Source organism: Streptomyces sp. NPDC048523 (genome assembly GCF_043199815.1).
Lineage (GTDB): Bacteria > Actinomycetota > Actinomycetes > Streptomycetales > Streptomycetaceae > Streptomyces.
On the sequence record NZ_JBICWQ010000016.1, the window covers coordinates 55173 to 80299 of the forward strand.

27 protein-coding genes are annotated in these 25127 nt (G+C 71.3%); 15 read left to right on the plus strand and 12 right to left on the minus strand.

Features of this window, described 5'->3' with window-relative positions; all coding sequences use genetic code 11:
- Positions 1–57 precede the first annotated feature (57 nt).
- Together ACGFWE_RS41705 and ACGFWE_RS41710 are read right to left on the minus strand one after the other, a co-directional pair.
- Positions 58–237 carry a hypothetical protein gene (locus ACGFWE_RS41705; RefSeq protein WP_352392059.1) on the minus strand — a complete coding sequence of 60 codons (180 nt, stop codon included), beginning with the start codon at positions 235–237 and terminating at the stop codon, positions 58–60.
- Between the two features lie 45 nt (positions 238–282).
- Positions 283–2124: a hypothetical protein gene (locus tag ACGFWE_RS41710; RefSeq protein ID WP_393605721.1), complete on the minus strand. Its 1842-nt coding sequence runs from the start codon at positions 2122–2124 to the stop codon at positions 283–285.
- A gap of 336 nt (positions 2125–2460) precedes the next feature.
- On the opposite strand from ACGFWE_RS41710, the gene ACGFWE_RS41715 reads away from it, so the two are divergent.
- Together ACGFWE_RS41715 and ACGFWE_RS41720 are read left to right on the plus strand one after the other, a co-directional pair.
- Complete coding sequence (locus tag ACGFWE_RS41715; protein ID WP_393605723.1) at positions 2461–3900, plus strand: non-reducing end alpha-L-arabinofuranosidase family hydrolase; 1440 nt, start codon at positions 2461–2463, stop codon at positions 3898–3900.
- A 156-nt stretch (positions 3901–4056) separates the two neighbouring features.
- Positions 4057–4581, plus strand: a complete 525-nt coding sequence (locus tag ACGFWE_RS41720; RefSeq protein WP_393605725.1) for an IclR family transcriptional regulator C-terminal domain-containing protein — start codon at positions 4057–4059, stop codon at positions 4579–4581.
- A gap of 109 nt (positions 4582–4690) precedes the next feature.
- Here ACGFWE_RS41720 and ACGFWE_RS41725 read toward each other — a convergent pair whose 3' ends face one another.
- Positions 4691–5566 carry an undecaprenyl-diphosphate phosphatase gene (locus ACGFWE_RS41725; protein ID WP_352387088.1) on the minus strand — a complete coding sequence of 292 codons (876 nt, stop codon included), beginning with the start codon at positions 5564–5566 and terminating at the stop codon, positions 4691–4693.
- 151 nt (positions 5567–5717) lie between these two features.
- Positions 5718–6188, minus strand: a complete 471-nt coding sequence (locus tag ACGFWE_RS41730) for a winged helix-turn-helix transcriptional regulator (RefSeq protein WP_352387087.1) — start codon at positions 6186–6188, stop codon at positions 5718–5720.
- Between the two features lie 93 nt (positions 6189–6281).
- Here ACGFWE_RS41730 and ACGFWE_RS41735 point away from each other — a divergent pair, with 93 nt between their 5' ends.
- Positions 6282–7451: a thiolase family protein gene (locus ACGFWE_RS41735; protein WP_393605727.1), complete on the plus strand. Its 1170-nt coding sequence runs from the start codon at positions 6282–6284 to the stop codon at positions 7449–7451.
- A gap of 30 nt (positions 7452–7481) precedes the next feature.
- Here the strand turns inward: ACGFWE_RS41735 and ACGFWE_RS41740 are convergent, their stop codons facing one another.
- Positions 7482–8249, minus strand: coding sequence for a TVP38/TMEM64 family protein (locus tag ACGFWE_RS41740; RefSeq protein ID WP_352387083.1), 768 nt, complete (start codon positions 8247–8249; stop codon positions 7482–7484).
- A gap of 26 nt (positions 8250–8275) precedes the next feature.
- Here ACGFWE_RS41740 and ACGFWE_RS41745 point away from each other — a divergent pair, with 26 nt between their 5' ends.
- From ACGFWE_RS41745 to ACGFWE_RS41755, 3 genes are all read left to right on the plus strand, one after another.
- Positions 8276–8467, plus strand: coding sequence for a hypothetical protein (locus ACGFWE_RS41745; protein WP_352387153.1), 192 nt, complete (start codon positions 8276–8278; stop codon positions 8465–8467).
- 99 nt (positions 8468–8566) lie between these two features.
- Positions 8567–9736, plus strand: a complete 1170-nt coding sequence (gene tuf / locus ACGFWE_RS41750) for an elongation factor Tu (RefSeq protein ID WP_352387082.1) — start codon at positions 8567–8569, stop codon at positions 9734–9736.
- A 98-nt stretch (positions 9737–9834) separates the two neighbouring features.
- On the plus strand, positions 9835–10680 hold the full coding sequence (locus tag ACGFWE_RS41755) for a fused MFS/spermidine synthase (RefSeq protein WP_352387080.1): 846 nt from the start codon (positions 9835–9837) through the stop codon (positions 10678–10680).
- On the opposite strand, the gene ACGFWE_RS41760 is transcribed toward ACGFWE_RS41755, so the two are convergent.
- Positions 10642–11940 carry an MFS transporter gene (locus ACGFWE_RS41760; RefSeq protein WP_393605729.1) on the minus strand — a complete coding sequence of 433 codons (1299 nt, stop codon included), beginning with the start codon at positions 11938–11940 and terminating at the stop codon, positions 10642–10644. The two genes, ACGFWE_RS41755 and ACGFWE_RS41760, sit on opposite strands and share 39 nt — an antisense overlap.
- Before the next feature lie 155 nt (positions 11941–12095).
- Between ACGFWE_RS41760 and ACGFWE_RS41765 the strand changes: the two genes are divergently transcribed.
- A complete protein-coding gene (locus ACGFWE_RS41765; RefSeq protein ID WP_393605779.1) occupies positions 12096–12533 on the plus strand; it encodes a DUF4442 domain-containing protein in 438 nt (145 codons plus the stop codon).
- A gap of 82 nt (positions 12534–12615) precedes the next feature.
- On the opposite strand, the gene galU is transcribed toward ACGFWE_RS41765, so the two are convergent.
- On the minus strand, positions 12616–13569 hold the full coding sequence (gene galU / locus ACGFWE_RS41770; RefSeq protein WP_393605730.1) for a UTP--glucose-1-phosphate uridylyltransferase GalU: 954 nt from the start codon (positions 13567–13569) through the stop codon (positions 12616–12618).
- Between the two features lie 415 nt (positions 13570–13984).
- Here galU and ACGFWE_RS41775 point away from each other — a divergent pair, with 415 nt between their 5' ends.
- Positions 13985–15781 carry an RICIN domain-containing protein gene (locus ACGFWE_RS41775; RefSeq protein WP_393605731.1) on the plus strand — a complete coding sequence of 599 codons (1797 nt, stop codon included), beginning with the start codon at positions 13985–13987 and terminating at the stop codon, positions 15779–15781.
- Between the two features lie 99 nt (positions 15782–15880).
- Entirely contained in the window at positions 15881–16531 is a 651-nt protein-coding gene (locus ACGFWE_RS41780) for a DedA family protein (RefSeq protein ID WP_393605781.1), read from the plus strand.
- Positions 16532–16533: 2 nt separating this feature from the next.
- Here ACGFWE_RS41780 and ACGFWE_RS41785 read toward each other — a convergent pair whose 3' ends face one another.
- Positions 16534–17067, minus strand: coding sequence for a gamma carbonic anhydrase family protein (locus tag ACGFWE_RS41785; protein ID WP_393605732.1), 534 nt, complete (start codon positions 17065–17067; stop codon positions 16534–16536).
- A 106-nt stretch (positions 17068–17173) separates the two neighbouring features.
- Here ACGFWE_RS41785 and ACGFWE_RS41790 point away from each other — a divergent pair, with 106 nt between their 5' ends.
- Positions 17174–17962, plus strand: coding sequence for an acyltransferase (locus ACGFWE_RS41790; RefSeq protein ID WP_352387071.1), 789 nt, complete (start codon positions 17174–17176; stop codon positions 17960–17962).
- Positions 17963–18390: 428 nt separating this feature from the next.
- On the opposite strand, the gene ACGFWE_RS41795 is transcribed toward ACGFWE_RS41790, so the two are convergent.
- On the minus strand, positions 18391–19248 hold the full coding sequence (locus ACGFWE_RS41795; RefSeq protein WP_393605733.1) for an EamA family transporter: 858 nt from the start codon (positions 19246–19248) through the stop codon (positions 18391–18393).
- Between the two features lie 93 nt (positions 19249–19341).
- Between ACGFWE_RS41795 and ACGFWE_RS41800 the strand changes: the two genes are divergently transcribed.
- The gene (locus ACGFWE_RS41800; protein WP_352387067.1) at positions 19342–19914 is read left to right on the plus strand and encodes an XRE family transcriptional regulator; all 573 of its coding nucleotides are present in this window, start codon (positions 19342–19344) and stop codon (positions 19912–19914) included.
- A gap of 20 nt (positions 19915–19934) precedes the next feature.
- The gene (locus ACGFWE_RS41805; RefSeq protein ID WP_393605735.1) at positions 19935–20492 is read left to right on the plus strand and encodes a YbaK/EbsC family protein; all 558 of its coding nucleotides are present in this window, start codon (positions 19935–19937) and stop codon (positions 20490–20492) included.
- Between the two features lie 21 nt (positions 20493–20513).
- Here the strand turns inward: ACGFWE_RS41805 and ACGFWE_RS41810 are convergent, their stop codons facing one another.
- A complete protein-coding gene (locus tag ACGFWE_RS41810) occupies positions 20514–21554 on the minus strand; it encodes a cation diffusion facilitator family transporter (RefSeq protein ID WP_393605737.1) in 1041 nt (346 codons plus the stop codon).
- A 64-nt stretch (positions 21555–21618) separates the two neighbouring features.
- Here ACGFWE_RS41810 and ACGFWE_RS41815 point away from each other — a divergent pair, with 64 nt between their 5' ends.
- Positions 21619–21978 carry a metalloregulator ArsR/SmtB family transcription factor gene (locus tag ACGFWE_RS41815; RefSeq protein ID WP_352387062.1) on the plus strand — a complete coding sequence of 120 codons (360 nt, stop codon included), beginning with the start codon at positions 21619–21621 and terminating at the stop codon, positions 21976–21978.
- Between the two features lie 4 nt (positions 21979–21982).
- Here the strand turns inward: ACGFWE_RS41815 and ACGFWE_RS41820 are convergent, their stop codons facing one another.
- Both ACGFWE_RS41820 and ACGFWE_RS41825 read right to left on the minus strand, forming a co-directional pair.
- Positions 21983–23191, minus strand: coding sequence for a 4-hydroxybenzoate 3-monooxygenase (locus ACGFWE_RS41820; protein WP_393605739.1), 1209 nt, complete (start codon positions 23189–23191; stop codon positions 21983–21985).
- 58 nt (positions 23192–23249) lie between these two features.
- On the minus strand, positions 23250–23657 hold the full coding sequence (locus ACGFWE_RS41825) for a CoA-binding protein (protein ID WP_352387059.1): 408 nt from the start codon (positions 23655–23657) through the stop codon (positions 23250–23252).
- A 178-nt stretch (positions 23658–23835) separates the two neighbouring features.
- On the opposite strand from ACGFWE_RS41825, the gene ACGFWE_RS41830 reads away from it, so the two are divergent.
- Positions 23836–24552, plus strand: a complete 717-nt coding sequence (locus ACGFWE_RS41830) for a hypothetical protein (protein WP_393605741.1) — start codon at positions 23836–23838, stop codon at positions 24550–24552.
- Positions 24549–25091, plus strand: coding sequence for a histidine phosphatase family protein (locus tag ACGFWE_RS41835; RefSeq protein ID WP_352387055.1), 543 nt, complete (start codon positions 24549–24551; stop codon positions 25089–25091). The genes ACGFWE_RS41830 and ACGFWE_RS41835 overlap by 4 nt, the downstream gene beginning before the upstream one ends.
- The last annotated feature ends 36 nt before the right edge of the window (positions 25092–25127 follow it).

Below are 25127 nucleotides of genomic sequence, written 5' to 3' on the forward strand. Positions count from 1 at the left end.
GGCAGGCTACCGGAGGCAACCCCGGGGCCGTACAAGGAGTTTCGGCCTCCGTGCGGCTCAGGCCGCCTCGATGATGTCGGCGCGGATCGCGGCCGCCCACTCGACCACCAGCTGTTCGTACTCCGCGCGCTCCTGGGAGGACAGGGTGCCGCCGGCGCGCATCCACAGCGCCCGGATCTGCTCGTTCACCTCGGCGGCGGAGCGCACGGAACCAGGGGTCAGGGAATCGGGGGACATGCGGACAAGCCTAGGCGCAAGCACTGACAGTGCGCTACCGGACGGCTACACAGAAGGTATGCGATGCGTCACGGGTTTTGGGGCGGGTGCGCGGGTCAGCCGGCCGACTCCGCCGCGTGGGGGCTCAGGGCGCCCGTCATCGACCCGACGATGACGCTGCTGCTCAACGCGATCAAGGCGACCGCGAAGGGCGGCATCGGCAAACTCAGGCAGCCAAACCGGGGCAAGGCGGTGTGCTACGAGCCGTGGCCGGCGCTGAAGCGGGAGACGTGCCACCCTGACATCCGGGCTGCCGTGCTCGCCACCGTCCGGGTCGGCATGTACCGCAAGCTGATGAGAACCGCCGCCGCGGCCGGCCGCTACCCGGTCGCGATCGGCACCGACGCCATCGTCTACCGCTCTGCCGGCCCAAGTTCGCTGGACTTCCTGCCGTACGCGGACGAGGGCAAGCCCACGCCCGGCACGTTCCGGCTCGGGGTGCTCTGAAGCGAGTCCTGGGTGCCTACGTGAGCTCAAAGCGCACGTCGTCGCTTTCGCGGAGGATGTAGACGGTGTCCGTGTCGGTCGGGACGGCGCCGAACCTCGGTATGGGCGGCCCGCGCGCAGAGCCACCCGTGCGCACGACAGCCGCCCGCGCCGGTGGACCCGGCACGGGCGGCTGAGGTGCGCTCTGCGGCGGAGCGTCACCGTACGTCGAACCGGTCGACGACCAGCCAGCTGCCTCCCGTCTTGGTCAGGGTGAGGGTGTGCCGTTCGAGCGGCAGGCCGCTGACGGAGTACACGATCTGTTGGGCCTGGCGGCTCGCGGAGGACGCGTCGACAGTGCCCTGGGAGGCCCCGTCGAGAGAGACCGCGATCGTGCCCTCGTCGGATGCGGATGGGGGCGTTGGAGTCGGCGGTGTCCCACAGCACGCCGGCCTGGTTGTCGATGTAGCCGGCCGTGGAGGGCAGCGTCCAGGTGGTGTACGCGAACGTCAGGCCCTGGAAGGTGATGTCGTGCGCGGGCGTGATCGCGTCCGGCACGACGGTGAAGCCGTCGAGGACCATGTACGTCCCGCCGGTCTTGACCAGCTTGATGGTGTGCCGGCCCTTGGCGAGGCCGCTGACGGAGGCGACGACCTGCTGGGCGAGGCGCGAGGAGGCTGCGGCGGACACGCTCTGGACCTTGGTGCCGTCGACGTAGACGTCGATGCCGCCCTCGTCGCTGTTGGTCTCCGACAGCACGTCGATCCCGGTACCGGTGAAGGTGTAGCTCACCGAGTCGCCGTTGGCCTGCGTGGTGTGCACGTCGTCGTAGAGGTCGCCCAGCGAACGCCCACTGGAGCGGCTCCAGGAACCGGTGTACGTGATGGCCGGGTCCGTGTCGTTGACCGGGGTGAGGTGGCCGGGAGTGCCTTTCACGTTCAGCAGCGTCTCGGTGGTGGGCAGTTCCACGTCGGCGGTGCTGAGGTTCTCACCGCTGCGCGGCTTGTAGTACAGCCGGCCTGCCGAGCTGTCCAGATAGAACTCGCCCGGCGAGTCGAGCAGCTGGTACGCGTTCTCCACGAAGCTGATCGCGCTCAGCTTCGGCAGTCCGGCGCCGTTGAACGGGAACTGCCGGTTGGGCACCGAGGTGTTGTTGTTCGCGAAGCACGTCGGGTCGACATTGAGGCTGGACCCGCCATTACTGGGCGCGGTGATGCTCGCCAGCGGGCAGCGCATCTGCTTCCACGCGTTGTTGTCGACGACCTCCACGGAGGAGGCGTTGGTGAAGGAGGCGTAGGAGGAGTCGCTGGTGGTGAAGCTGGGCCCGGAGAGGGTGAAGCCCGACGGGTTCAGCGGACCACGTGCACGCTGGGCCCGCACACCGTCGACGAACAGTTGTCGGCTCTGTGTGCCGGCCGGCACGGAGGCGCGGTAGATGCCCTTCGAACTGTCCGGGAACGGCGGCAACCAGTACTGCAACGGTGCCTGTCCAAGCCCGCGCCCGCACCGCTACCTGACCCTCAGCCAAAGACCTGTACAACCACGGCACTTGAAGCCGCCTGGTTTCAGCCTGCGAAGGTTTCTGCCCGCGGATCTTGCGAGAAGTATTGACGTCATTCATGGGATGTCTAGCATTCTCCCGATCGACTCTTCGGCCACTGTTTGATATCTCGAACAGTCGGAGTTCCGTCACACCGGCAACCGGGCAGCCCTTGACGGCCGAACCGGTGTCGCTTGCCCAGGGATGACGAGGTCCTTATGCGCAGACGTAGTTTCAGCCGCAGACGTCCGTCGGTGGTGTTCGCCGCCGTGGTCGCGGCCCTGGCCGCGTTCGCGGCGCTGCTTGTGGCCGGCCCGGCTCAGGCGGCCACCACCAGCGCCGTGCGCGGTGTTGATTCTGGCAAGTGTCTCGATGTGTCGGGCTTCAGCCAGACCGACGGCGCGAACGTGCAGATCTGGGACTGCCACGGTGGGATCAACCAGCAGTGGACGTTGACGGACAGCAGCCAGTTGACCGTGTACGGCAACACGTGCCTGGATGTCCGGGGCGGCGCCACCACGGCCGGGACCCCGGTGCAGATCTGGACGTGCAACGGCAGCGACAACCAGCAGTGGCGGGTGAACCCCGACGGCACGATCGTCGGCGTGCGGTCCGGGCTGTGCCTGGAGGTCTCGGGCTGGGGCAAGGTCAACGGCACGGAGGTGCGGCTCTGGTCGTGCACCGGCGGCGCCAACCAGAAGTGGACCGGTCTGTCAGGGGCGAACAACGTGTGTGCTCTTCCGTCGACGTACCACTGGACATCGACCGGCCCGCTGGCGGAGCCGAAGGCGGGGTGGGCCTCGCTCAAGGACTTCACCAGCGTCGTCTACAACGGCAAGCACGTCGTCTATGCCACGTCGCACAACAACCTCGCCGGTAACGACGGCCGCTGGGGATTGGCGACCTTCAGCCCCTTCACGAACTGGTCCGACATGGCCACCGCCACCCAGACCACGATCCCCTTCGACGGCATCGCGCCGACGCTGTTCTACTTCGCCCCGAAGAACCTCTGGGTGCTCGCCTACAACGGGGCTTGGCCATACAGCTTCGGCTACCGCACCTCGAGCGACCCCACCGACCCCAACGGCTGGTCCGCGCAGCAGGAGCTGTTCACGGGCACCCTCCCGAAGGGTGGCCCCCTCGATGTGACCCTCATCGGCGACAACACGAACATGTACATGTTCTTCGCCGACGACGAGGGCGGCATCTACCGCGCCAACATGCCCATCGGCAACTTCCCGGGCACCTTCGGTTCGTTCACGAAGATCATGAGCGACACGCCGCTCAACCTGTTCGAGGCGCCGGAGGTCTACAAGGTCCAGGGTCAGAACCAGTACCTCATGATCGTCGAGGCCCAGAATTACACAGGGTACGGTCGCTACTTCCGCGCGTTCACGGCCACCAGCCTCGACGGCACGTGGACACCGCAGGCGGGGGCCGACACCGTGACCAGCCCCTTCGCCGGCAGTGCCAACAGCGGCGCGACCTGGACCAGGGACATCAGCCACGGCGATCTGGTTCGCACCAACCCCGACCAGACCAAGACCATCGACCCTTGCAATCTGCAGTTCCTCTACCAGGGGCGCGACCCCAGCACCGACGGCGGGGACTACGGCCTCCTGCCGTACCGGCCGGGGGTACTGACACTGCAGCGCTAACCGGCGGCGTGACGCAGGTCCTGCTATTCCTGACGTTCGCGGGCAACGACGTGCGCCGAACCGGATGAGCGCCACAGCGAGCGAACAGGAACGGATGGATGTGGAGCGGCGGGCTCGGTGCAAGGCCGAGCCCGCCCGTGCGCGCGGAGACCCCGGATGGCGGCGGCCTCGTCCTGGTCGACCGAGGATGTCCTGTTCCTGGAACGGCTCTCGGCCCCCAACGCGGTGATCAACTACACCCGCATCGCTGGGCGTCTGTCCCTGCACGCATCCTCCAGCGGACTGGTGCTGCTGGCCTACGGCCCCACATCCCTGAAGGAAGCTGTCCTTTCGGGCCCGTTGATCGCCTACACGTCGGCCACTCCGGCCGCGCCCGCCCGGTTGCGTGAGGTCCTGGCCGAAGTCCGGCAGCAGGGATACGCCTATTGCCCCGGATACGTCCATCAAGAGGCTCTCGGAATCGCCGCTCCGGTACGCGGAGCCGAGGGTGCGGTGGTCGCGGCGCCGTCGGTCATCGTGCCCAACGAGTCGAGCGCTCATGCCGTCGTTCCCGTGGTCCGGAGTGCGGCCGGCGCGGCGGCCCTGGAGCACGAGCTCCACGGCCGCGCGCCGGATGAGGTCCTCACGACCAACGGGGACATGAGGGAAGTCGCCCCTACGTTGCGGACGCACACGCCCTAAGAGGGCGTATCTCGCCTCCCCGGTGGGAGACAAGTGGGAGATGATCATGGCGTGGTGCTGCATTCAGGCGCTAGGAAATGCTGGATAGCGCTACCTGCGCGGCCCTGGTTCAGCCGCCGATTTCGCCCGCGTGCGGGCTCAGCGCGCCCATGCTGACCAGCACAATCACCACCACACCGAGGGCGATGCGGTACCAGACGAAGGGCATGAAGCTCTTGGTCGAGATGTATTTCATGAACCAGGCGATGACCACGTAACCGACCACGAAGGCGATCACCGTGGCGAAGATCGTGGGACCCCAGGAGACGTGGTCGCTCTCCAGCGCGTCCTTCAACTCGAAGAGACCGGAGGCCAGTACGGCGGGGACGGCGAGGAGGAAGGAGTAGCGGGCCGCGGACTCGCGGCGGTAGCCCATGAAGAGGCCGCCGCTGATGGTGGCGCCGGAGCGGGAGACCCCGGGGACGAGGGCCATGGACTGGCACAGGCCGAAGATCAGGCCGTCCTTGACGCCGAGGTCCTCAAGTCCCTTGCGCTGCTTGGGCGCGCGGTGCCGCCCGCCGGTCTCGTCACGTGCCGCCAGCCGGTCGGCGACGCCGATGACGATGCCGACGACGATCAACATCGTGGCGGTGATGCGCAGATCGCGGAACGGCCCCTCGATCTGGTCCTTGAACAGCAGCCCCAGCACCCCGATGGGGATGGATCCGACGATCACCAGCCAGCCCATCTGCGCGTCGTGGTCGCTGCGCAGCTCCTTCTTGACGAGGGAACGGCTCCATGTCGAGATGATCCGCCCGATGTCCTTGCGGAAGTAGATCAGCACGGCGGCCTCGGTGCCGATCTGGGTGATCGCGGTGAAGGCCGCCCCGGGGTCCTTCCAGCCCGAGAAGGCCGCGGTCAGGCGCAGATGCGCGCTGGAGGAGACGGGAAGGAACTCGGTCAGCCCCTGGACGAGTCCGAGGATGAGTGATTCGAACCAAGACATGAAGTTACGGCGTCCAAGTGCTGGTCGTGTGAAGGGAGTCGGGCGCGCCACATCACCGGGCGCGGTGATCGGGGTGCGAGGGCAGCGTAACGCCCGGCGGTGACGGCCCGGCCAGGGGGGCGGGCCCGCCGGGGCCCGCGGCCGGTGGCGCCTACGCGGCCGTCGGGCCCGTCACCGTCCAGCCGGGAGCCTGTGGGTGGGAGGTCAGGTCCTCGTGCAGCACCGTGGTGCCGCAGGCGGAGCAGACGACGACGGGCTCCAGTTCATGGCCGCAGCTGTGCTCCAGGACCATGGGCCGGTCGTCGTCCTCGCGCAGGTGCCGGTCGCCCCACGCCATGAGCGTCAGCAGCACCGGCTCCAGTTCGAGCCCCGCCTGTGTGGGCCGGTACTCGAAGCGCTGCGGCCGCTCGCTGTAGACCCGCTTGGTCAGGATCCCGGCGTCCACGAGCCGGCGCAGCCGGGTGGCCAGGATGTCGCGCGGGGCCCCGATGTTGCGTACGAGCTGGTCGAAGCGGCCGTTGCCCAGGCAGACCTCCCGCAGCACCAGCAGGGAGTACTTCTCGCCCACCAGCGTCAGGGCGTCGGCGATCGAGCAGGGGCGCGGGTCCTTGGTGGCGGCCATACGCCCAGTCTAGGTGAGGGTTTGTTTTTCCAACTCACCGAGCTATGGTGAGTTTGGATTTCCTACTCACTGGTAGCCGTGGAGGCCCACAGCATGCGTGACGCAGTGATCGTCGAAGCCGTACGCACTCCCATGGGCAAGGGCAAGCCAGGCGGCGCCCTCGCGCACGTGCATCCCGTAGAACTCCTCGCCCACACCCTTCGCGCCCTCGTGGAGCGCTCCGGCGTCGACCCGGCGCTCATCGACGACGTCATCGGCGGCACCGTCGACCAGGTCGGCGAGCAGGCCATGAACACCACCCGCTACGCGGCCCTGTCGGCCGGCTTTCCGGAGACGGTCCCGGCGACCACCGTGGACCGCCAGTGCGGCTCCTCGCAGCAGGCCGTGCACTTCGCCGCGCAGGGCGTGATCGCGGGCGCGTACGACATCGTCGTCGCCTGCGGGGTCGAGTCGATGAGCCGCGTGCCGATGTGGTCGAACGTGCCCGAGGGCAAGGACCCCTTCGGCCCAGGCATCGCCGAGCGCTACAAGGACGGCCTGGTCCCGCAGGGCATCAGCGCCGAACTCATCGCCGCCAAGTGGTCGATCGGCCGCGAACAGATGGACGCCTTCGCCGTCTCCTCGCACCAGAAGGCCGCGGCGGCCTGGGAAAAGGGCCTCTTCGATGCCGAAGTGGCCCCCTTGGACGGGGTCTCCCGCGACGAGTGCGTCCGCCCGGGCAGCACGCCCGAGATCCTCGCCGGCCTCAAGCCCGCCTACTACGACCCGAACTTCGCCGAACGCTTCCCGCAGCTCGAGTGGAACGTCACGGCGGGCAACGCCAGCCCGATCAACGACGGCGCCTCGGCGGTCCTCATCACGTCGGGCGAGACCGCCGAACACCTGGGCCTGCGCCCCCTGGCCCGGCTGCACAGCTTCGCCGTCACCGGCTCCGACCCCGTCCTCATGCTCACCGGCGTCATCCCGGCCACCGAGCAGGTCCTGCGCCGGGCCCGCCTCACCCTCGACGACATCGACCTGTTCGAGGTCAACGAGGCGTTCTCCAGCGTGGTCCTGGCCTGGCAGCAGGAGACGAGCGCGGACCCGGCCAAGGTCAACGTCCACGGCGGGGCCATAGCGATCGGCCACCCCCTGGGCGCGAGCGGCACCCGTCTGACGACGACTCTGGTCCACGCGATGCGCGAACGCGGGGCCCGTTACGCCCTGCAGACGATGTGTGAGGCGGGCGGACTGGCCAACGCGATGGTTCTGGAAAGCGTGTGACCGGCGTGATCGGCGGGTGACCGGAGCGCGTCAGGGGCGCCGCAGATGATGCCGCTTGCGCCACGCCACCACCGCACCCGCAAGCCCCGGCAGGGCGATCGCGGCCATGGCGATCAGGAACGCCGGCGAGGTCGGGGCGGAAGCCCGCGCCCCGGCCACCACGTACGCGGCGGTGTTCGGAATCGACCCGAGCGCCGTCGCGGCGAGGAACGGCACATATCCCATACGGGACACGGAGGCGCAGTAGTTGGCCGCCCAGAAGGGCACCCCGGGAAACAGCCGCGCCACCAGCATCGAGCGGAAGCCGTGCCGGCTGAGCTGCCCGTCCGCCGCCTTCAGCCACCGGCCCCGCAGCAACGGCCGCAGCGCGTCCTGCCCGAGCACCCGGCCCAGACCGAACGCGATGCCGGCCCCGAGCACCGTCCCGGCGAGCGCCGAGGCGAGTCCGAGCTGGGACCCGAAGAGCGCGCCGGCGGCGAGATTGAGCAGCGGCCGCGGCACGAACGCCACTGTGCACAGTCCGTACGCCACCCCGAACACGACCGCGGCCGCGACCCCGCCGAGCTGGGGCGGCCAGCCGTCGGAGAGCAGTCTCTGGGGCTCGAAGAGCAGCACCGTGGACGCGGCGCCCGCGAGCAGCGCGACGAGCAGGGAGAGCCGGAACCACGGGGACAGCAGCGCTCTCGTGCAGCGGGCGGTGAGACGCACCGGAGCGGGGACGGGGAGAGCGAACTCCGTGGCGATGGCCGGGGGAGTGGCCGTGGCGGTGCCCCCAGAGCGGGTGGTGGCATCGAGCATCCAGTGACGGTAACCGACATGGATGTGTGATCGCCGTATGGATGCCGCCGCTCGCGTGGACGGGCGGCCACAAAAACCGTTCGACGTGGGACGACACGTCGGACATGATCTGCGTCATGTTCCGGTACGCCTTCGCTCTCGCAGCATCCGCAGTCGCGGATGCGCCGAAGGCTGCCGTTCCCGTGTTCCTGGCCGCCGCAGACGGCGCCCGAAGCTGACCCTTCCCGGATCGTCCGGCGGACCCCGCAGGGGGAGGGTCGGCAAGTCCTTGGGGTCCCCGTTCTTCCGCGAACACGAAGAGGCTTCGAGGTACAGCCATGTCCAAGACCGCTTACGTGCGCACCAAGCCGCACCTGAACATCGGCACGATGGGCCACGTCGACCACGGCAAGACCACCCTGACCGCCGCCATCACCAAGGTCCTGTCCGAGCGCGGCAGCGGCACGTTCGTGCCGTTCGACCGCATCGACCGCGCCCCGGAGGAGGCCGCGCGCGGGATCACCATCAACATCGCGCACGTCGAGTACGAGACCGACACCCGGCACTACGCGCACGTGGACATGCCGGGCCACGCCGACTACGTCAAGAACATGGTCACCGGGGCCGCGCAGCTCGACGGGGCGATCCTCGTCGTGTCCGCGCTCGACGGGATCATGCCGCAGACCGCCGAACACGTGCTGCTCGCGCGGCAGGTGGGCGTCGACCACGTGGTGGTCGCCCTCAACAAGGCGGACGCGGCCGACGAGGAACTGGTCGAGCTCGTCGAGCTGGAGGTCCGTGAACTGCTCACCGCGCACGGCTACGGCGGCGACGCCGTGCCCGTCGTACGGGTCTCCGGGCTCAAGGCCCTGGAGGGGGACCCGCGCTGGACGGCGTCGATCGAGGCGCTGCTCGACGCGGTGGACACGTACGTGCCCATCCCCGAAAGGTATCTGGACGCCCCGTTCCTGATGCCCGTCGAGAACGTGCTGACCATCACCGGCCGGGGGACCGTGGTGACCGGCGCGGTCGAGCGGGGCACCGTGCGGGTCGGTGACCGGGTCGACGTGCTCGGGGCCGCCGTGGAGACGGTGGTGACCGGGGTCGAGACCTTCGGCAAGCCGATGGAAGAGGCGCAGGCCGGGGACAACGTGGCGTTGCTGCTGCGGGGCGTTCCCCGGGACGCGGTCCGGCGGGGGCATGTCGTGGCCGCGCCCGGCAGTGTGGTGCCGAGCCGTCGCTTCACCGCGCAGGTGTATGTGCTGTCGGCGCGTGAGGGTGGGCGTACGACGCCCGTCTCCACGGGGTATCGGCCGCAGTTCTACATCCGTACGGCGGATGTCGTGGGGGACGTGGACCTCGGTGAGGTCGCTGTCGCGCGGCCGGGGGAGAAGGTCGTCATGACGGTGGAGTTGGGCCGGGACGTGCCTCTTGAGCCCGGGCTCGGGTTCGCCATCCGTGAGGGTGGGCGGACCGTGGGGGCGGGGACCGTCACTGCCCTTGGGTGAGGGGGGTTTCGGTTCGTGGGGGACTGCGCGGTCGTTGTGGCTGGTCGCGCAGTTCCCCGCGCCCCTGAGGGGCGCTGCGGCACAGGCACAATGTACAGATGACCGAGTCCCTGCCCGTCGCCCGTGCCGTCGATCACGGGTTCGCCAAGCTGATGCCTGATGTCGATCGGGAGCGGGCCTGGTTGTTGACCGTGGACGGGGCTCCGCAGTCGTACGTCGATCTCGACGAGCCGACGTATCTGGAGTTCGAGTACGCGCAGCGGCTCGGACACGTTCTGGACGGCCTGGGGGAGGCGGGGCGGGCGCTGGACGTCGTACATCTCGGTGGGGGTGCGCTGACGCTGCCGCGGTATCTGGCCGCCACCCGGCCGGGCTCCCGGCAGGACGTCGTCGAGGCCGACCGGGCTCTGCTGGAGCTGGTGGTCGAGCATCTGCCGCTTCCCGAGGGGGCCGGGATCGCGCTGCACGCGGCCGATGCCCGAGTCTGGCTGGAAAACGCCCCCGCTGACTGTGCCGACGTGCTGGTCGCCGACGTCTTCGGAGGGTCGCGGGTCCCGGCGCACCTGACGTCCCTGGAGTACGCCCGCGAGGTCGCGCGCGTGCTCCGGGGCGACGGTGTCTATCTCGCGAACCTCGCCGACGCGGCGCCCTTCGCCTTTCTGCGGTCCCAACTCGCGAACTTCGCCGAGGTGTTCGAGGAGCTCGTGCTGATCGCCGAACCGGCGGTGCTGCGCGGGCGGCGGTTCGGGAACGCGGTGCTCGTCGCCGCGCGGCTGCCTCTCGACACGGCGGCTCTGGCACGGCGTACGGCGGCCGACGCCTTCCCCGCCCGGGTCGAACACGGCGCCGGGCTGCGGACGTTCATCGGTGCGGCACGGCCGGTGCGGGACACGGAGGCCGTGGCGTCACCCGAGCCCCCCGACGGAGCGTTCGGTATCGGCTGAGTCGGTCACGGCGACCTGTGCGACCCGCTTGGTGCTCCGGCGCAGGTTCCGGACGTCGGGTACGAACAGGACGGCTGCCGTGACCGCCGCGATCAGGCCCGAGCAGCCCCACAGGGCCGCGGAGCGTCCGAACGCCGACTCCGCCGGGCCCGCCAGCGCGGCCGCGAGCGGCACGAGGGCCACCGAGCCGAACCAGTCGTAGGCCGAGACCCGGGAGAGCTTGTCTTCCGGTATCTCCTGGTGCAGGGCGGTCATCCAGGAGACACCGAACACCTCGACGGTCGCGCCGGCCACGAACATCGCCGTGCACAGAAGAGGCACCGAGACCGGTACGGCCAGCGCGGCGGACGGCAGCGCCAACGGGAACACGCACAGGATGCCCACGAACAGCAGCCGCTGCGGCTTCCACCGGGTCATGAGGAGGGCGCCGACGACCGTGCCGGCGCCGAAGAAGCCGAGGGCCACGCCCCAGGGGCCCGCGCCGCCCAGGTCGTCGCGGGCGACGAGGGGGCCGTAGACCGCGTCGGCGGCGCCCAGAACGGCGTTGGCGAGGGAGAACTGCACGACGATGGCCCACAGCCACGGCCTGCCCGAGACCTCCCGCCAGCCGTCGCGGAGGTCGGCGAGCACGCCGGCCCCCGGTGGGCGGGCCGGGATGTGACTGACGTCCAGGAAGGAGCGCAGCGAACCGGCGACCGCGAACGCCACGGCGTCCCCCGCGAGCACCCAGCCGGGGCCGACCGCGGCGACCATCGCCCCGCCGAGCGCGGCGCCGCCCAGCGCCGCGCCCTGCATCGCCATCCGGAACACCGCGAAGGCCCGGCCGGCCTGTTCGCCGCTCACCGAGGACAGCAGCATGCCCTCGGCCGCCGGGCTGAAGAACGCCTGGCCCGTTCCGCCGAGCGCGGTGAGCAGCATCATCTGCCACAGCCGGGGTTCACCGGTCAGGACGAGGACGGCGAACGCGGCCTGGGACAGACAGTTGAGGGTGTTGGCCGCGACCATCACGCGGTGCCGGGGCACGCGGTCCGCCACGGCGCCGCCGATCAGCAGGAACACCACCAGCGGGAGCGTGCGCGCGGCGGCCACCAGGCCCACGTCACCGCTGTCGCCGCCCGCCTCCAGGACGGCGAACGCGGCGGCGATGAGGGCGCCGTTGCTGCCGAGGTTGGTCACGAACGCGGCGGCGGTCAGCAGGCCGTAGTTGCGGCTCGCCCAGGCGGGTCTGCGGGCGCGGGAGGAGTCGGCGGAGGGGGTCACCGGGCGACTATCGCCGCCGGGGTGGCGACTTGCCAAACCCTTTGAGGGGCGGATCGGGATGCGGCACCGCGCGCAAGGAGACGTCGATCACTGGTCCCGGCCCTGGTCAGCGCGATCTACTCGTGGGTAACCTCGCGGACATGAGCGCAGACCAGATGTCCGTCGGTGAGATGCTCGCCGTCACCGTGCCCATGGTCCGGACCCTGAACCTCGAGTTCCTGGAGACCGGCCCGGAGAAGGTCGTGGTCGCCCTGCCCGACCAGGGGGAGTTCCACAACCACGTGGGCGGACCGCACGCCGGGGCGATGTTCACGCTCGGCGAGTCGGCCAGTGGGGCGGTCGTCCTGGCCGCGTTCGGCGACCAGCTCTCGCGCGCGGTACCGCTCGCCGTCCACGCGGAGATCGCCTACCGCAAGCTCGCGATGGGCCCGGTGACCGCCACGGCGACCCTGGGCCGCCCGGCCTCCGACATCGTCGCCCAGCTCGACGCGGGCGAGCGCCCCGAGTTCCCGGTCACCATCGAGATCCGCCGCGCGGACGGGGCGGTCACGGGTGAGATGACGGTGGTGTGGACACTGCGGCCCAACGGCTGAGTCCGGGGAACTCGCCGGGCGTGGCCCGGGGCGCCGGAGGGTGTGGCAGGGCGGGGGCCCGGCCTCGCCCTGCCTCCCTCGCTCAAGCCGCCCACCGTCGCCCCCGTCCGAGCCCCTCTCCCCGCTCCAGCTCCGCCACGAACCCCTTGAGCCAGTCGATGAACTCCGGGCCCAGGTCGGTGCGGGTGCAGGCCAGGCGGACCACCGTGCGGAGGTAGTCCGCCCTGTCGCCGGTGTCGTAGCGGAGGCCGTCGAAGACGACGCCGTGGACGGTGCCGCCGGTCGCGAGGGTGTGGAGGGCGTCGGTGAGCTGGATCTCGCCGCCGCGGCCCGGCGGGGTGCGGTCCAGGACGCCGAAGACCGCGGGGTCGAGGACATAGCGGCCGATGACCGCGTAGGCGCTGGGGGCATTCTCGGGGGAGGGCTTCTCCACGAGGCCGGTCACCCGGACCACGCCCTCCTCCTCCGTCGGCTCCACCGCCGCGCAGCCGTAGAGGTGGATCTGCTCGCGCGGCACCTCCATGAGGGCGACCACGCTCCCGGCGTACCGTTCGCGGACGTCGAGCATCGTGCTGAGCAGGGTCTCGCGCGGGTCGATCAGGTCGTCGCCGAGCAGGACGGCGAACGGCTGGTCGCCGACGTGGCGGCGGGCGCACAGCACCGCGTGGCCGAGACCGAGCGGCTCGCCCTGACGGATGTGGTGGATGTCGGCCAGGCGCGCGGGATCGCGTACGGCGTCGAGCCGTACCGAGTCGCCCTTGGCCGCGAGGGCCTGCTCCAGTTCGAAGGCGCTGTCGAAGTGGTCCTCGATGGCCCGCTTGTGGCGGCCGGTGACCATCAGGATGTCCTCGAGCCCGGCCGCGGCGGCCTCCTCGACGACGTACTGGATGGCCGGCTTGTCGACGACCGGGAGCATCTCCTTCGGCGTCGCCTTGGTCGCCGGCAGGAACCTGGTGCCGAGCCCGGCGGCCGGGACGACCGCCTTGCGGACCGTGCGGGCGGGGGCGGTGGTGTCGGTCGTGTGGGGAACGATCATGCGGGCCATGCTGCGTCAGCGAGATGAGAACGCACCGTAAGACGCCTGGGAGCCCGCTGTGGACCTGGCCGGGAGCGGGAGACGTATATTTCGAATAAGGGTGCGGCTACCGGCGGTAACATTTCTGAACTCGCTTCTTTTTGAACATGGGTCACTCCATGTTCTTGTTTGCTGTACGTAAATTGTGCGAAGGTGATCGCCCCCCCGAAGGCCGGGTCACATCTGACGCGGCATAGGTATGCACCAATCAGGCGCCTGCTTTCCGAGGACCGCATATTCCATGCGGTCCTGCGGCTTGGAAGGAATTGGTCCCGTGCAATCCGCTTACCCCCCACGACCCCCTTACCCCCCACGCCCCGGATCGAGTCCGGCGGAGTCCGACCGCGATCTCCTGGCCCGGCTGGGAGAGAACAGCGTGGACGGCCATGCCGTCGCGCTGCTGATGGCGCGGCACTGGCAGGCGACCTACGAGTACTCGGTCATCTGCCTCGCCTCCTGGTCGGGTTCGGCCTCGATGGCGGCCGCGGCCGCATTTCACCGCGTGCTCGACCGGGCGGGTGATGGTGCACTGCGGCCCCAACTTCTCGTCGCGGTGAGGGAGTTCGTCAAGGAGTGGGCCGCGGACGACGAAATATCCGCCGTGCTGCCGGAACTTCGCAAGACGATCGGTGGCCGTGGTCTCCGTGCGGCGAGGTCCGTCACCCCAGAAAGGCGATTGCTCGCCGAGCGCGCATTCCGGGCACTTCCCGGTGCTTCTCAATGCCTGTTGTGGCATGCCGAAGTCGAGGCCGAACCCATATCCGTACCGGCCGGTCTACTGGGTGTGGACGCCTCCCGGGCGGCGACCGCCCTCGAGCAGGCGCGCGAGCAATTCCGCACCGGGTGCGTCCGTGCCCACCGGGAACTGGCGCCCACCAGTGAATGCCGTTTCTACAACCGACTCCTGGATGTACCGATTCGTCGGGGCGGGGGGCTTCTGCCCGATGTCCGCAAACATCTGACGGAATGCCGGTACTGCCGTCACGCCGCCGAACAGCTCAGCCATTTCGAGGGCGGTCTCGAGGTGCTGCTCGCCGAGACGGTCCTCGGCTGGGGCGCCCACCGCTATCTCGACTCCCGGCCCGCGCGTGCCGCCGAGCCTCCGGCCGCGGCCCAGCCCGGCTCGGCCCGTACGAAGCCCGGCGGGCGCCACCGCCCCGTCCCGGCAGGCCTGCGCGCCCAGCCGCGCAAGAGCGCCCGGGCCGTTCTCGTGGGCGCCGGTCTGACCTCCCTGGCCCTGCTCGCGACGGTACTGGTCACCAAGGGCTGGTCCGACGACGGCGGTGTCCCCACGACCGGCGTCACCTGGGGCGCGGTGAGCGGCAACACCGTGCTGCCGAGCCCGTCGGCGGCCTCGCAGAGCGTCGGATCCCCGTCCACGGCGTCCATGGGCAACCCCGTCGCGGTGGGCCACGGCAGGCTCCGCAACGCCGACGCCGGCCTGTGCCTCGACACCCACGACGCTCGGATCGCGAACGGTGCGAAGGCCGTGCTGGCCCAGTGCTCCTCCGCCGGGTCCCAGCAGTGGACGTACCAGGAGGACGGACTGCTGCGCAGCGCGGCCGACCCCGGGCTCTGCCTCGACTCGGACGCCGAGAAGCGGTCGGTCGTGGTCGCGGACTGCCTGACCCGCACGGGAGAGCTCCGCTACGACCTCACCGTGCGCGGCGAACTGTTGCTGCGCCGCGGGAAGGGGCTCCTGGTCGCGCCCGGCAAGCCCGGCGAGGGGGAGGCCGTCGTGCTCGCCGAGCGGAGCGGTTCGAAGGGGCAGCGCTGGCTGCTGGAGTCCGCCGACGAGAGCGCGCCCGCCCAGCAGGGCACCGGGTCGCCGCAGGACACCGAGCCGGTACGCCCCTCCGGGGGGCCCGGCGGGGATCCGGGCGCGCCTTCTCTCGCCCCGGCGTCGCCTCCCGGTTCCGACGCCGACCGCGACGGGAGTCCCGGCCGGTCGCCGGACCCGCAAGGAACCCCGCGCGAGCAGTACGGGACACGGGTGGCCCAGGTCGACCACAGCGATGCCCAGTCGGCCCTTCCGCCGCTCCCTGCCGCACCGGTCGAGCAGGCCGGATCGGCGGCGGGCGCGGTCGTGGACACCGTGACCTCGGTGACGGCACCCGGTGCATCGGCCCTTGGCGTACTCGTCGCCGGTATGGGGCGGGGCGTCGGCCGCTGAGCCGGTGATCCGGACGCCGGCTCTCGTGAACCGGTAGGCTGCCCCGGCGTGCGTCGGCAGTTGGCGCGCGCCGGGAACGCGACTCAGGAGGAACCGGCGTTGCACGTCCAGGAATGGCTCGACACCGTGCCCCCGGCTGCCGTCTACGCCCTGGTGGCCCTGGTCATCGGCCTGGAGAGCCTGGGCATTCCGCTGCCGGGCGAGATCATCCTGGTCTCCGCCGCGCTGCTGTCCTCGCAGCACGCGGGGATCAACCCCCTCGTGCTCGGCGCGTGCGCCAGCGCCGGGGCGGTGATCGGTGACTCCATCGGCTATGCGATCGGACGCAAGGGCGGCCGGCCGTTGCTCACCTGGCTGGGCGACAGGTTCCCGAGACACTTCAGCGAGGGCCATGTCGCCACGGCGGAGCGGTCCTTCGAGAAGTGGGGCATGTGGGCGGTGTTCTTCGGCCGCTTCGTCGCCCTGCTGAGGATCTTCGCCGGGCCGCTCGCCGGTGTGCTGCGGATGCCGTACTGGAAGTTCCTGACCGCCAACGTGCTGGGCGGCATCGTCTGGGCGGGCGGTACGACGGCGGTCATCTACTACGTCGGGATCGTCGCCGAGTCCTGGCTGAAGAAGTTCTCCTGGCTCGGACTGGTGCTGGCCGTGCTGATCGGACTGACCTCGATGCTGGTGCTGAAGCGCAAGGCGAAGAAGGCGACGGCACAGATGCAGGCGGCCGAACCGGAGACCGTCCCGGCCGCCGACTGACCCTACGGTGCCTCGTGCACCTCGCTGTGGGCCTTGGACAGGTCCGCGTAGAGCGTTCCGTTCAGGGTGACCCCCTGACGCTCCTCCTCCGTCAGCTCCCGGCGCACCTTCGCCGGCACGCCCGCCACCAGCGAACCGGGCGGGACCCGCATGCCCTGCGGTACCAGTGCCTGGGCCGCCACCAGGGAACCCGCCCCGATCACCGCGCCGTTGAGCACCGTCGCGCCCATGCCGATCAGGCAGTCGTCCTCGACCGTCGCGCCGTGGACGACGGCGTTGTGCCCCACCGACACCCGCTCGCCGATCGTCACCGGGAACCCGGGGTCGGCGTGCAGGGTGCAGTTGTCCTGGATGTTGCTCTGGGCGCCGACTGAGATGCGTTCTACGTCGCCGCGGGCCACCGCGCCGTACCAGAGGCTCGCCCCCGCCTGGAGCGTCACCTCCCCGATCACCGACGCGGTGGGCGCCACGAAGGCCTCCCCGTCGATCTTCGGTTCTCTTCCGCCGATGCCCGTGATCAACGCCTTGTGCGCCATTTCGCCTCCTGGTTCCTGATGTCCCCGAACCGTACGCCACCCGGTGGGGCGTAGATCACAAGCCCTCGGGCTCATGCGGGCGGTGTGTGCTCAGTACGGTGAGGTCGTGCCGAAGAGTAAGAACACGTTCTCATCCTGGCGGGGCCGTCTCGTACAGCGTGCCGTGCACTCGGGCTGGGCCTGGGTGCAGCGCACGGGCTCCGTCACCGCCGAGCGCCCGGGGCGCTTCCGCTTCGGCGCGCTGGGGGCGCACACCCGGCTGGCGTTTCCGCTCGGCACGGTGTTCGGTGAGCCGTGGATCCACGTCGGTTCCCACTGCATCGTCGGCGAGCAGGTCACCCTGACCGCCGGCCTGATGCCCGACCTCGACCTGGGCCCCGAGCCCATCCTGCGCATCGGCGACGGGGTCGTGCTCGGGCGCGGCAGCCACGTCATCGCCGACACCACGGTCACCATCGGCAGCGACTGCTACTTCGGGCCGTACGTCTATGTCACGTCCACGAATCACTCCTACGACGATCCGCACGAGCCCATCGGCAAGCAGTGGCCGCGGATGGAGGCGGTGGAGATCGGGCCGGGGTGCTGGATCGGAACCGGGGCGGTGATTCTGCCGGGGGCGCGGATCGGACGGAACGTCGTGGTCGCCGCCGGGGCCGTGGTCCGGGGTGTGGTGCCGGACCACGCCGTGGTGGCGGGGGCGCCCGCCCGGGTCGTACGCCGATGGACCGCCGAGGACGGCTGGCAGCCACCGCTCAGGACCCCGGCCCCGGTGCCGATACCCGAGGGAGCCACGGCGGAACAGCTCAACGCCCTGGCCGGCCTGGACGAGGAGACAGCGGCGAAGCTCGCCGAACTGACCGAGGACGGGGCGAAGCGACTGGCGGGGCTGGACTGAGGGGGCGTCGTGCTCGGTCGGCTGTCGTGAGTGGGGGGCCAGGCTCGTGCCCGCCGTGGGGTCGGCAGGCAGGCGGGCGGCCGTTCCGGCCAGGCCGCGCCCGTGCGCGCCGTAGGGGCATCGGGTGGGCGGGGCGGCTCGGCGCGGTGCGCAGACAGCCCGGTTGCGAGGGGCGGAGTGGTGCCGGCCAGGGCCTGGCTCGCGGCCGCCGTTGGGCCCGGCCGTGGGGTCAACGCGCGGGCGGCCGGTTGGGTGGACGTGGTGCCGGGTCGGTCTGTTGCGAAGAGCAGGGTGCTGCCAGGGTCGGGCCCACGCGCGCCGTTGGGGCATCGGGTGGGCGGGGCGGTTCGACGTGGTGCGAAGTGGGGCCGACCGTGGCCCGGCCCGCGGCCGTCGCCCCGCCGGGGGTCAGCAGGCGTGGTGCAGGGTCAGCCCGTCGCGAGGAGCAGGGTGCCGATCAGGGCCAGGCCCGCGCCTGCCGCCTGGAGGGTGCGGAGGCGTTCGCTGAGGAAGCCACGGGCGGCCAGGGCCGTGACCACCGGGTAGAGCGAGGCGAGGACGGCGGCCACGGTGACCGGGCCGTGCTGTGCGGCCACCGCGTACGTGCCGTTCGCCGCCACGTCCGCGAGGCCGACGAAGGCGAGCGCGGGGAGGGACGGCCAGGGAAAGCCGGTGGCCGGGAGGGCGGGGACGCCCCGTCGCACCGAGACGTACAGCGCGGCGCCCCCTGCCGCCACGCTGACCATGCGCTGCACGAACAGGGCCAGGAACAGACCGGTCACGGTCGTGGACGCCTCCGCGATCAGGGCGAACACCGTGCCGAAGCCGAGCGCCGCGATCAGGGTGAGGACGATCGCCCGGCGTTGCACCGGAGCTCCGCGCAGCTGTGGGCCGCCCGCCAGGACCACTCCGGTGACGGCCACCGCGATGCCCGCGATCTGCACCGGCCCGGGACGCTCGCCGAGGAGGAGGCCGAGGCCGACCGGGACCGCCACGCTCAGCGTGCCCAGCGGGGAGACGACCCCCATCGGGCCCAGCGCGAGCGCCTTGTAGAAGCAGATCAGGGCGACCGGGCCGGCCAGCCCCGCGGCGAACGCGAACCACAGCCGGGGACCCGCCTCGCTCCAGCCGCCCGTCGCCACCACGATCGCCCCGAGCACTCCCGCCGCGATCGCCTGCGAGACCACCACCACCGTGAGCGCCGGGAGCCGCCGGGTCAGCACCCCGCCGCCGAAGTCGGCCAGGCCCCACAACAGGCTGGTGGCCAGGGCGAAGAATGCTGTCACGGCTCGCCTCGCAGTACAGTTCGGTGAACGATCGGGTGCACCCCACCGTAGTTCATTCAGTTGCACTGTGTCATACAGAATATTGGACGTGATGTGTCGGACCTCGACCTGCTGACCCAGTCCCTGGCGCGCAACGTCAAGCGCTGGCGGACCGAGCGCGGCTTCACCCTGGACACCCTCGCCGCCCGGGCCGGGGTCAGCCGGGGCATGCTGATCCAGATCGAGCAGGCCCGCACCAACCCCAGCCTCGGCACGGTCGTGAAGATCGGCGACGCCCTCGGCATCAGCATCACCACGCTCCTCGACTACGAGCAGGGCCCGAAGGTGCGGATCGTCCCGCCCGAGCAGGTGGTGCGGCTGTGGAGCACGGACGCGGGCAGCTGGAGCCGGCTGCTCGCGGGCGCGGACGCCCCCGGCCCGCTGGAGATGTGGCAGTGGCGGATGATGCCGGGCGAGAGCAGCAGGTCGGACCCGCACCCCGCCGGGACGGTCGAGATCCTGCATGTCACGGAGGGCGAGATGACCCTGACCGTCGACGGCGTCGAGCACCGGATCCCCGCCGGGGTCAGCGTCACCTTCGAGGCCAACGCCGAGCACGTGTACGCCAATCAGGGCGACGTGCCCGCCCAGTGGATGCTGGCGGTCTCGGTACCAGGCGTGTCCTGAGCGGCTGTTAGCGTGCCGTCATGGACGCACCCATCGGACACTTCGACCACGCCACCCCCGCCCCCGCCGCCCTCGACGAGCTGATCCGCCCGGTCGCCGACGCCGTACGCCACTGGAGCGGCAGCGTCCCCGCCGAGCAGCTCGTGTACGTCGACACCGACCCGCAGTGGGCCGACACCGCGGTCTTCGTGGAGCACTACGGCCGGGAGCTCCTGGAGCAGTCGGCGAACTGTGTGGTGGTGGCCGGCAAGCGCGGCGGCGAGACCACCCTCGCCGCGTGCGTGGTGCTGTCCACCACCCGGGTCGACGTCAACGGGGCCGTCCGCCGCCAACTCGGCGCCCGCAAGGCGTCGTTCGCCTCGATGGACACGGCGACGGGGGAGACCGGCATGGAGTACGGCGGCATCACCCCGGTCGGACTCCCCGCCGACTGGCCGCTGTTGATCGACTCGGCGGTGGTCGACCTGCCGTACGTCCTGGTCGGCAGCGGGCGTCGGCGCGGGAAGCTGCTCGTGCCGGGCAAGGCGTTCGCGGAGCTCCCGGGAGCCGTGGTGCTGGAGGGGCTCGGCCTCGCCTGACCAGGTGAGCTTCGCCTGACCTCAGGCCGGGGCGGTGTGGTGGGCGAGGGCGTGATGCGGGTCCGCCTCGCCCGGGGCCGGGTCCGGATCGGCGTGCACCAGGGCTGCCGTGAGGCGGGGCACCGCGTGCAGCAGAGCGTGCTCGGCCGCCACGGCGACCGCGTGCGACTGACGTACCGTCATCTCCCCGTCCACCACGACCGCCACCTCCGCGCGCAGCCGGTGCCCGATCCAGCGCAGCCTCAACTCGCCCACCGCGCGCACCCCTTCGACTTCCCGCAGCGCGCCCTCGGCCCGGTCCACGAGATCCGGGTCGACGGCGTCGAGCACCCGCCGGAACACCTCGCGCGCCGCGTCCCGCAGGACCAGTGCGATCGCGGCCGTGATCGCCAACCCCACGATCGGGTCGGCGAGTTGCCAGCCCAGGGCCGAGCCGCCGGCCCCGACGAGCACGGCCAGTGAGGTGAACCCGTCGGTGCGGGCGTGCAGTCCGTCCGCCACCAGCGCCGCCGAGCCGATGTCCCGGCCCACCCGGATGCGGTAGCGGGCGACCCACTCGTTGCCCGCGAAGCCCACCAGCGCGGCCGCGGCGACCGCCGGGACGTGCGCCACCGGGCGCGGATCGAGCAGCCGGTCGATCGCCACCCACCCCGCGAAGGCCGCGCTCGCGGCGATCGTCAGCACGATCACGATGCCCGCGAGATCCTCGGCTCGTCCGTAGCCGTACGTGAAACGGCGGGTGGCCGCACGCCGGCCCAGCACGAAGGCGATGCCCAGCGGTACGGCGGTCAGCGCGTCCGCCGCGTTGTGCACCGTGTCGCCGAGCAGCGCGACGGACCCGGACACGGCGACGACGGCCGCCTGCGCCAGGGCCGTGACTCCCAGCACCGCCAGCGAGACCCACAGGGCGCGCATGCCGCGGGCGGAGGACTCCAGGGCGGAGTCGAGCTTGTCGGCGGTCTCGTGGGAGTGGGGGGTGAGGAGATGGGCGAGGCGGTGGCGGAGACCGCGCCGGTGTTCATGGGCGTGGTGATGGTGATGCCCGTGGTCGTGGTCGCTCACGTGGTGCCCCTTCCGATGTGCGCCGGTGGTGGACGTACCGCGCCCACGGAGCCATTATGTGCGTATGAGCGCACGCATGCACCTATCAACTGCACACGATGCGCACCCGCGCACCCCCGGCGAGGAGCAGTTCGCGCTCGCCGCCGAGATCCTCGCCCTGCTCGGCGACCGCACCCGCCTCACCCTGCTGCACGCTCTGACCGGGGGAGAAGCCGATGTCACGACGCTCACGGAGGCCTGCGGGGCGGCCCGGCCCGCCGTCAGTCAGCACCTGGCGCGGCTCAGGCTGGCCGGGCTGGTGAACACGCGGAAGGAGGGGCGCCGGGTGATCTACACCCTGCGCGACGGCCATCTGCGCCGGCTCGTCGACGAGGCCCTGAACGTGGCCGACCACCGGCTCAGCGACCGGCCGGTGCACGACTGAGGGATCAGTACGCGGCCGCCGTACCGAGGTACTGCTCCGCGAAGGCGGCGGCCGCCACGGGTGAGGTGAACAGGCGGCGGAGGCGGGCGAAGGTGGTGCCCGCGCGGTACTCGTCGCCCGACGAGGTGCCGTGGAAGACCTCGGAGAGCCACTGGGAGAACTCCTGGTAGTCCCACACGCGCCGCAGACAGGCCTCCGAGTAGCCGTCGAGGCCGCTCCCGTCGCCCTTGCCGAGGTAGGCGACGAGCGCGTCGCCGAGCAGGAAGGCGTCGTGCAGGGCGAGGTTCATGCCCTTCGCCGCTATGGGCGCGGTGAGGTGGGCGGAGTCCCCCGCGAGGAAGAGGCGGCCGAACGTCATCGGCTCGACCACGTAGTCGTGCATGTCGAGGACGCGCTTCTCGATCAGCCGGCCCTCGGTCAGCGGCGGGGTGCCGTCCGCGCCCAGGCGTTGCTGGAGTTCGGCCCAGACGCGGTCGTGGGGCCAGTTCTCGGGGTCGTCGCCGGGCGGGCACTCCAGGTAGTAGCGGGTGACCTCGGGGCTGCGGGCCATGTGCCCGGCGAAACCGTTCGGGTGGATGCCGAACAGGACGCAGTCGGAGGACGGCGGCGCCTCGGCGAGCAGCGCCAGCCAGCCGATGCCGTAGTCGTGGCGGGCGATGTCCGTGGTCCCGGGCAGGACCGTGCGGGTCACCCCGCGGGCCCCGTCGCAGCCGGCCACGAACTCGCACTCGACCAGGTGCTGTTCACCCGTGCCATCGGTGTACGACACGGACGGCCGGGGCGTCTCCAGGTCGTGCAGCCGGATGTCCTGCACGCCGAAGCGGATCTCGCCGCCGCGTACGTCGGCGTACTCGCGGACCAGGTCCGTGACCAACAGAGGCTGCGGGTAGACGAAGTGGTGCTGTCCCGTCAGCTCGCCGTACGCGAAGCGGAAGCGCTCGCCGGCGAAGCGGAACTCGCACTCGGTGTGCAACCGGGCGCGCTCCAGCAGGGTGTCGGCGAGACCGCGCCGCTGCAGACCCCGTACCGCCCACTCCTCGATGACGCCCGCGCGCGGCCGCTGCTCGATGAACGCGCGGGTCTCCACCTCCAGGACGAGGCAGTCCACGCCCGCGGCCCGCAGGATGTTGCCGACCGTCAGCCCGGCGGGCCCGGCACCGACTATCACGACGGGAAAGCGCTGTGGCGCACCGGAGTTGGCGTCTGAGGTCACTCGGTCATTATGTCGGCGCCCCGGCGCCTGCCGGGATTTCGGTGATGCGGCGGAGGGCTCAGCCCAGGCGGGGGATCTCGATCGCCGGGCACCTGTCCATGACCATGTCGAGGCCGGCGGCGCGGGTGCGGTCGTAGGCCGCCTCGTCGATGACGTCCAGCTGGAACCACACGGCCTTCGCGCCCTTCGCCACGGCCTCGTCGGCCACCGCTCCGGCGAGGTCGGCGTTCAGGAACACGTCGACCACGTCCACGTCGAAGGGGATGTCCGCGAGGGAGGCGTATCCCCGCTCACCGTGCACGGTCTCCGCCTTGGGGTGGACCGGCACGATCCGCTTGCCGTAGCGCTGGAGGACCGCGGCGACACCGTAGGCCGCGCGCCGCTGGTTCGACGACAGGCCCACGACGGCCCAGGTGTCGCCGGTTTCGGTGAGGATCTTGCGGATCGTCGCTGGGTCGCCGTACACGTCGGATCTCCTGGAGAAGGGGGAACTGTGCCATGCAAGGCAACACCGGCCGCCGGCCGGGTCTTCCCGGTCGGGGCCCCTACTCCGCCCTCGGCACCGGTGGGTCCGATTCCATAACCATGTCCGGAATACCGGCCAGTCACCTGCGCGCGGCCCGCCACCCGCCTACGCTCGCCCCGTGCTGCGCATCACAGACGCCCGAACCGGCCGGCCCGTAGACGCCGTCCCCGCCCGCAGGGGCCTGACCCGAGTCGAAGCCCATGTGCCGGGCCACGACGCCTCCGCCCTCCGCACCCTGCTCGTCGCCGACCTCCTCGTCCGAGCCCTGGAAATCGGCGGGACGCCCGTGTGGGCGCTGCTCACCGGCGACCGCGGACAGGCGGAGCTGCAGGCGGGCGCCGCCGCCCTGGGCATCCGGCCCTTCGAGGACCGCCGGGACGTCGGCCCCGGCTGGGGAGAGTCCCAGGCCGTCCATGTGGTGGGGGAGGGCGGCGCGGCTCCGGACGGGGTCCGGATCACCGTCGCGCCCGTCGAGACACCGGACGTCCCGCACGGCGCCGACCCCGCCGAGGTCCGCCTCGCCCTGCTCACCCCGCCCCGGAGCACGCCCGCACGGCTCGACGAGGCGGCCCTGTCCGAGGCCCGCGGCATCCTCCTGCGCTGGCGCCGGGCCGTCGCCGCCTGGGCCCGGCATCCGTCCCGGCCCGTCCCCGACGAGGTGCGCGGACGGCTCCGTACCGCCTGGGAGGACGACCTGGACGTACCCGAGGTGCTGCGCGTGCTGCGCTGGGTCGAGGAGTCGGAGCTGCCGGAGGGCGCCCGCTTCGAGACCTACGCCTACGCAGACCGGCTGCTCGGTCTCGAGCTCACCCGTGACCTGGGATCACCGGTATGACCGAGCGCACCGGAGCGGGGCCGCCACGCCGTCTGGTCGTGCTGAGACACGCCAAGTCCGCCTGGCCCGAGGGTGTCGCCGACCATGAACGCCCCCTCGGGCCCCGCGGCCGCCGGGACGCGCCGGAGGCGGGCCGTGTCCTCGCCGCCTCCGGCCTGCTGCCCGACCTCGCCCTGTGCTCCACCGCCGTACGCGCCCGGCACACCTGGGAACTGGCGTCCGCCCAGTGGGACGCCCCACCGCCGGTACGGCTCGACCCCGAGCTGTACGGAGCCGACGTCCCGGAGTTGCTGGCCGCCGTGCACGGGACGCCTCCCGAGGTCGCGACCCTGCTCCTCGTCGGACACAACCCCGGCCTGGAGGACCTAGTCCTCACCCTGGCCGGGGACGGCGTCGACGACGCGCTGGACGAGGTACGGGTGAAGTTCCCGACCTCGGCGATCGCGGTGCTGGCCTGGCGCGGCACGTCCTGGCGGGCCCTGGAGCCGGGGACGGCACTGCTCACGTCCGTCATGGTGCCCCGGGGGAGGATGCGATGAGCCGGCCCGCCGGGGCGTGCTCACCGACGGATTAGG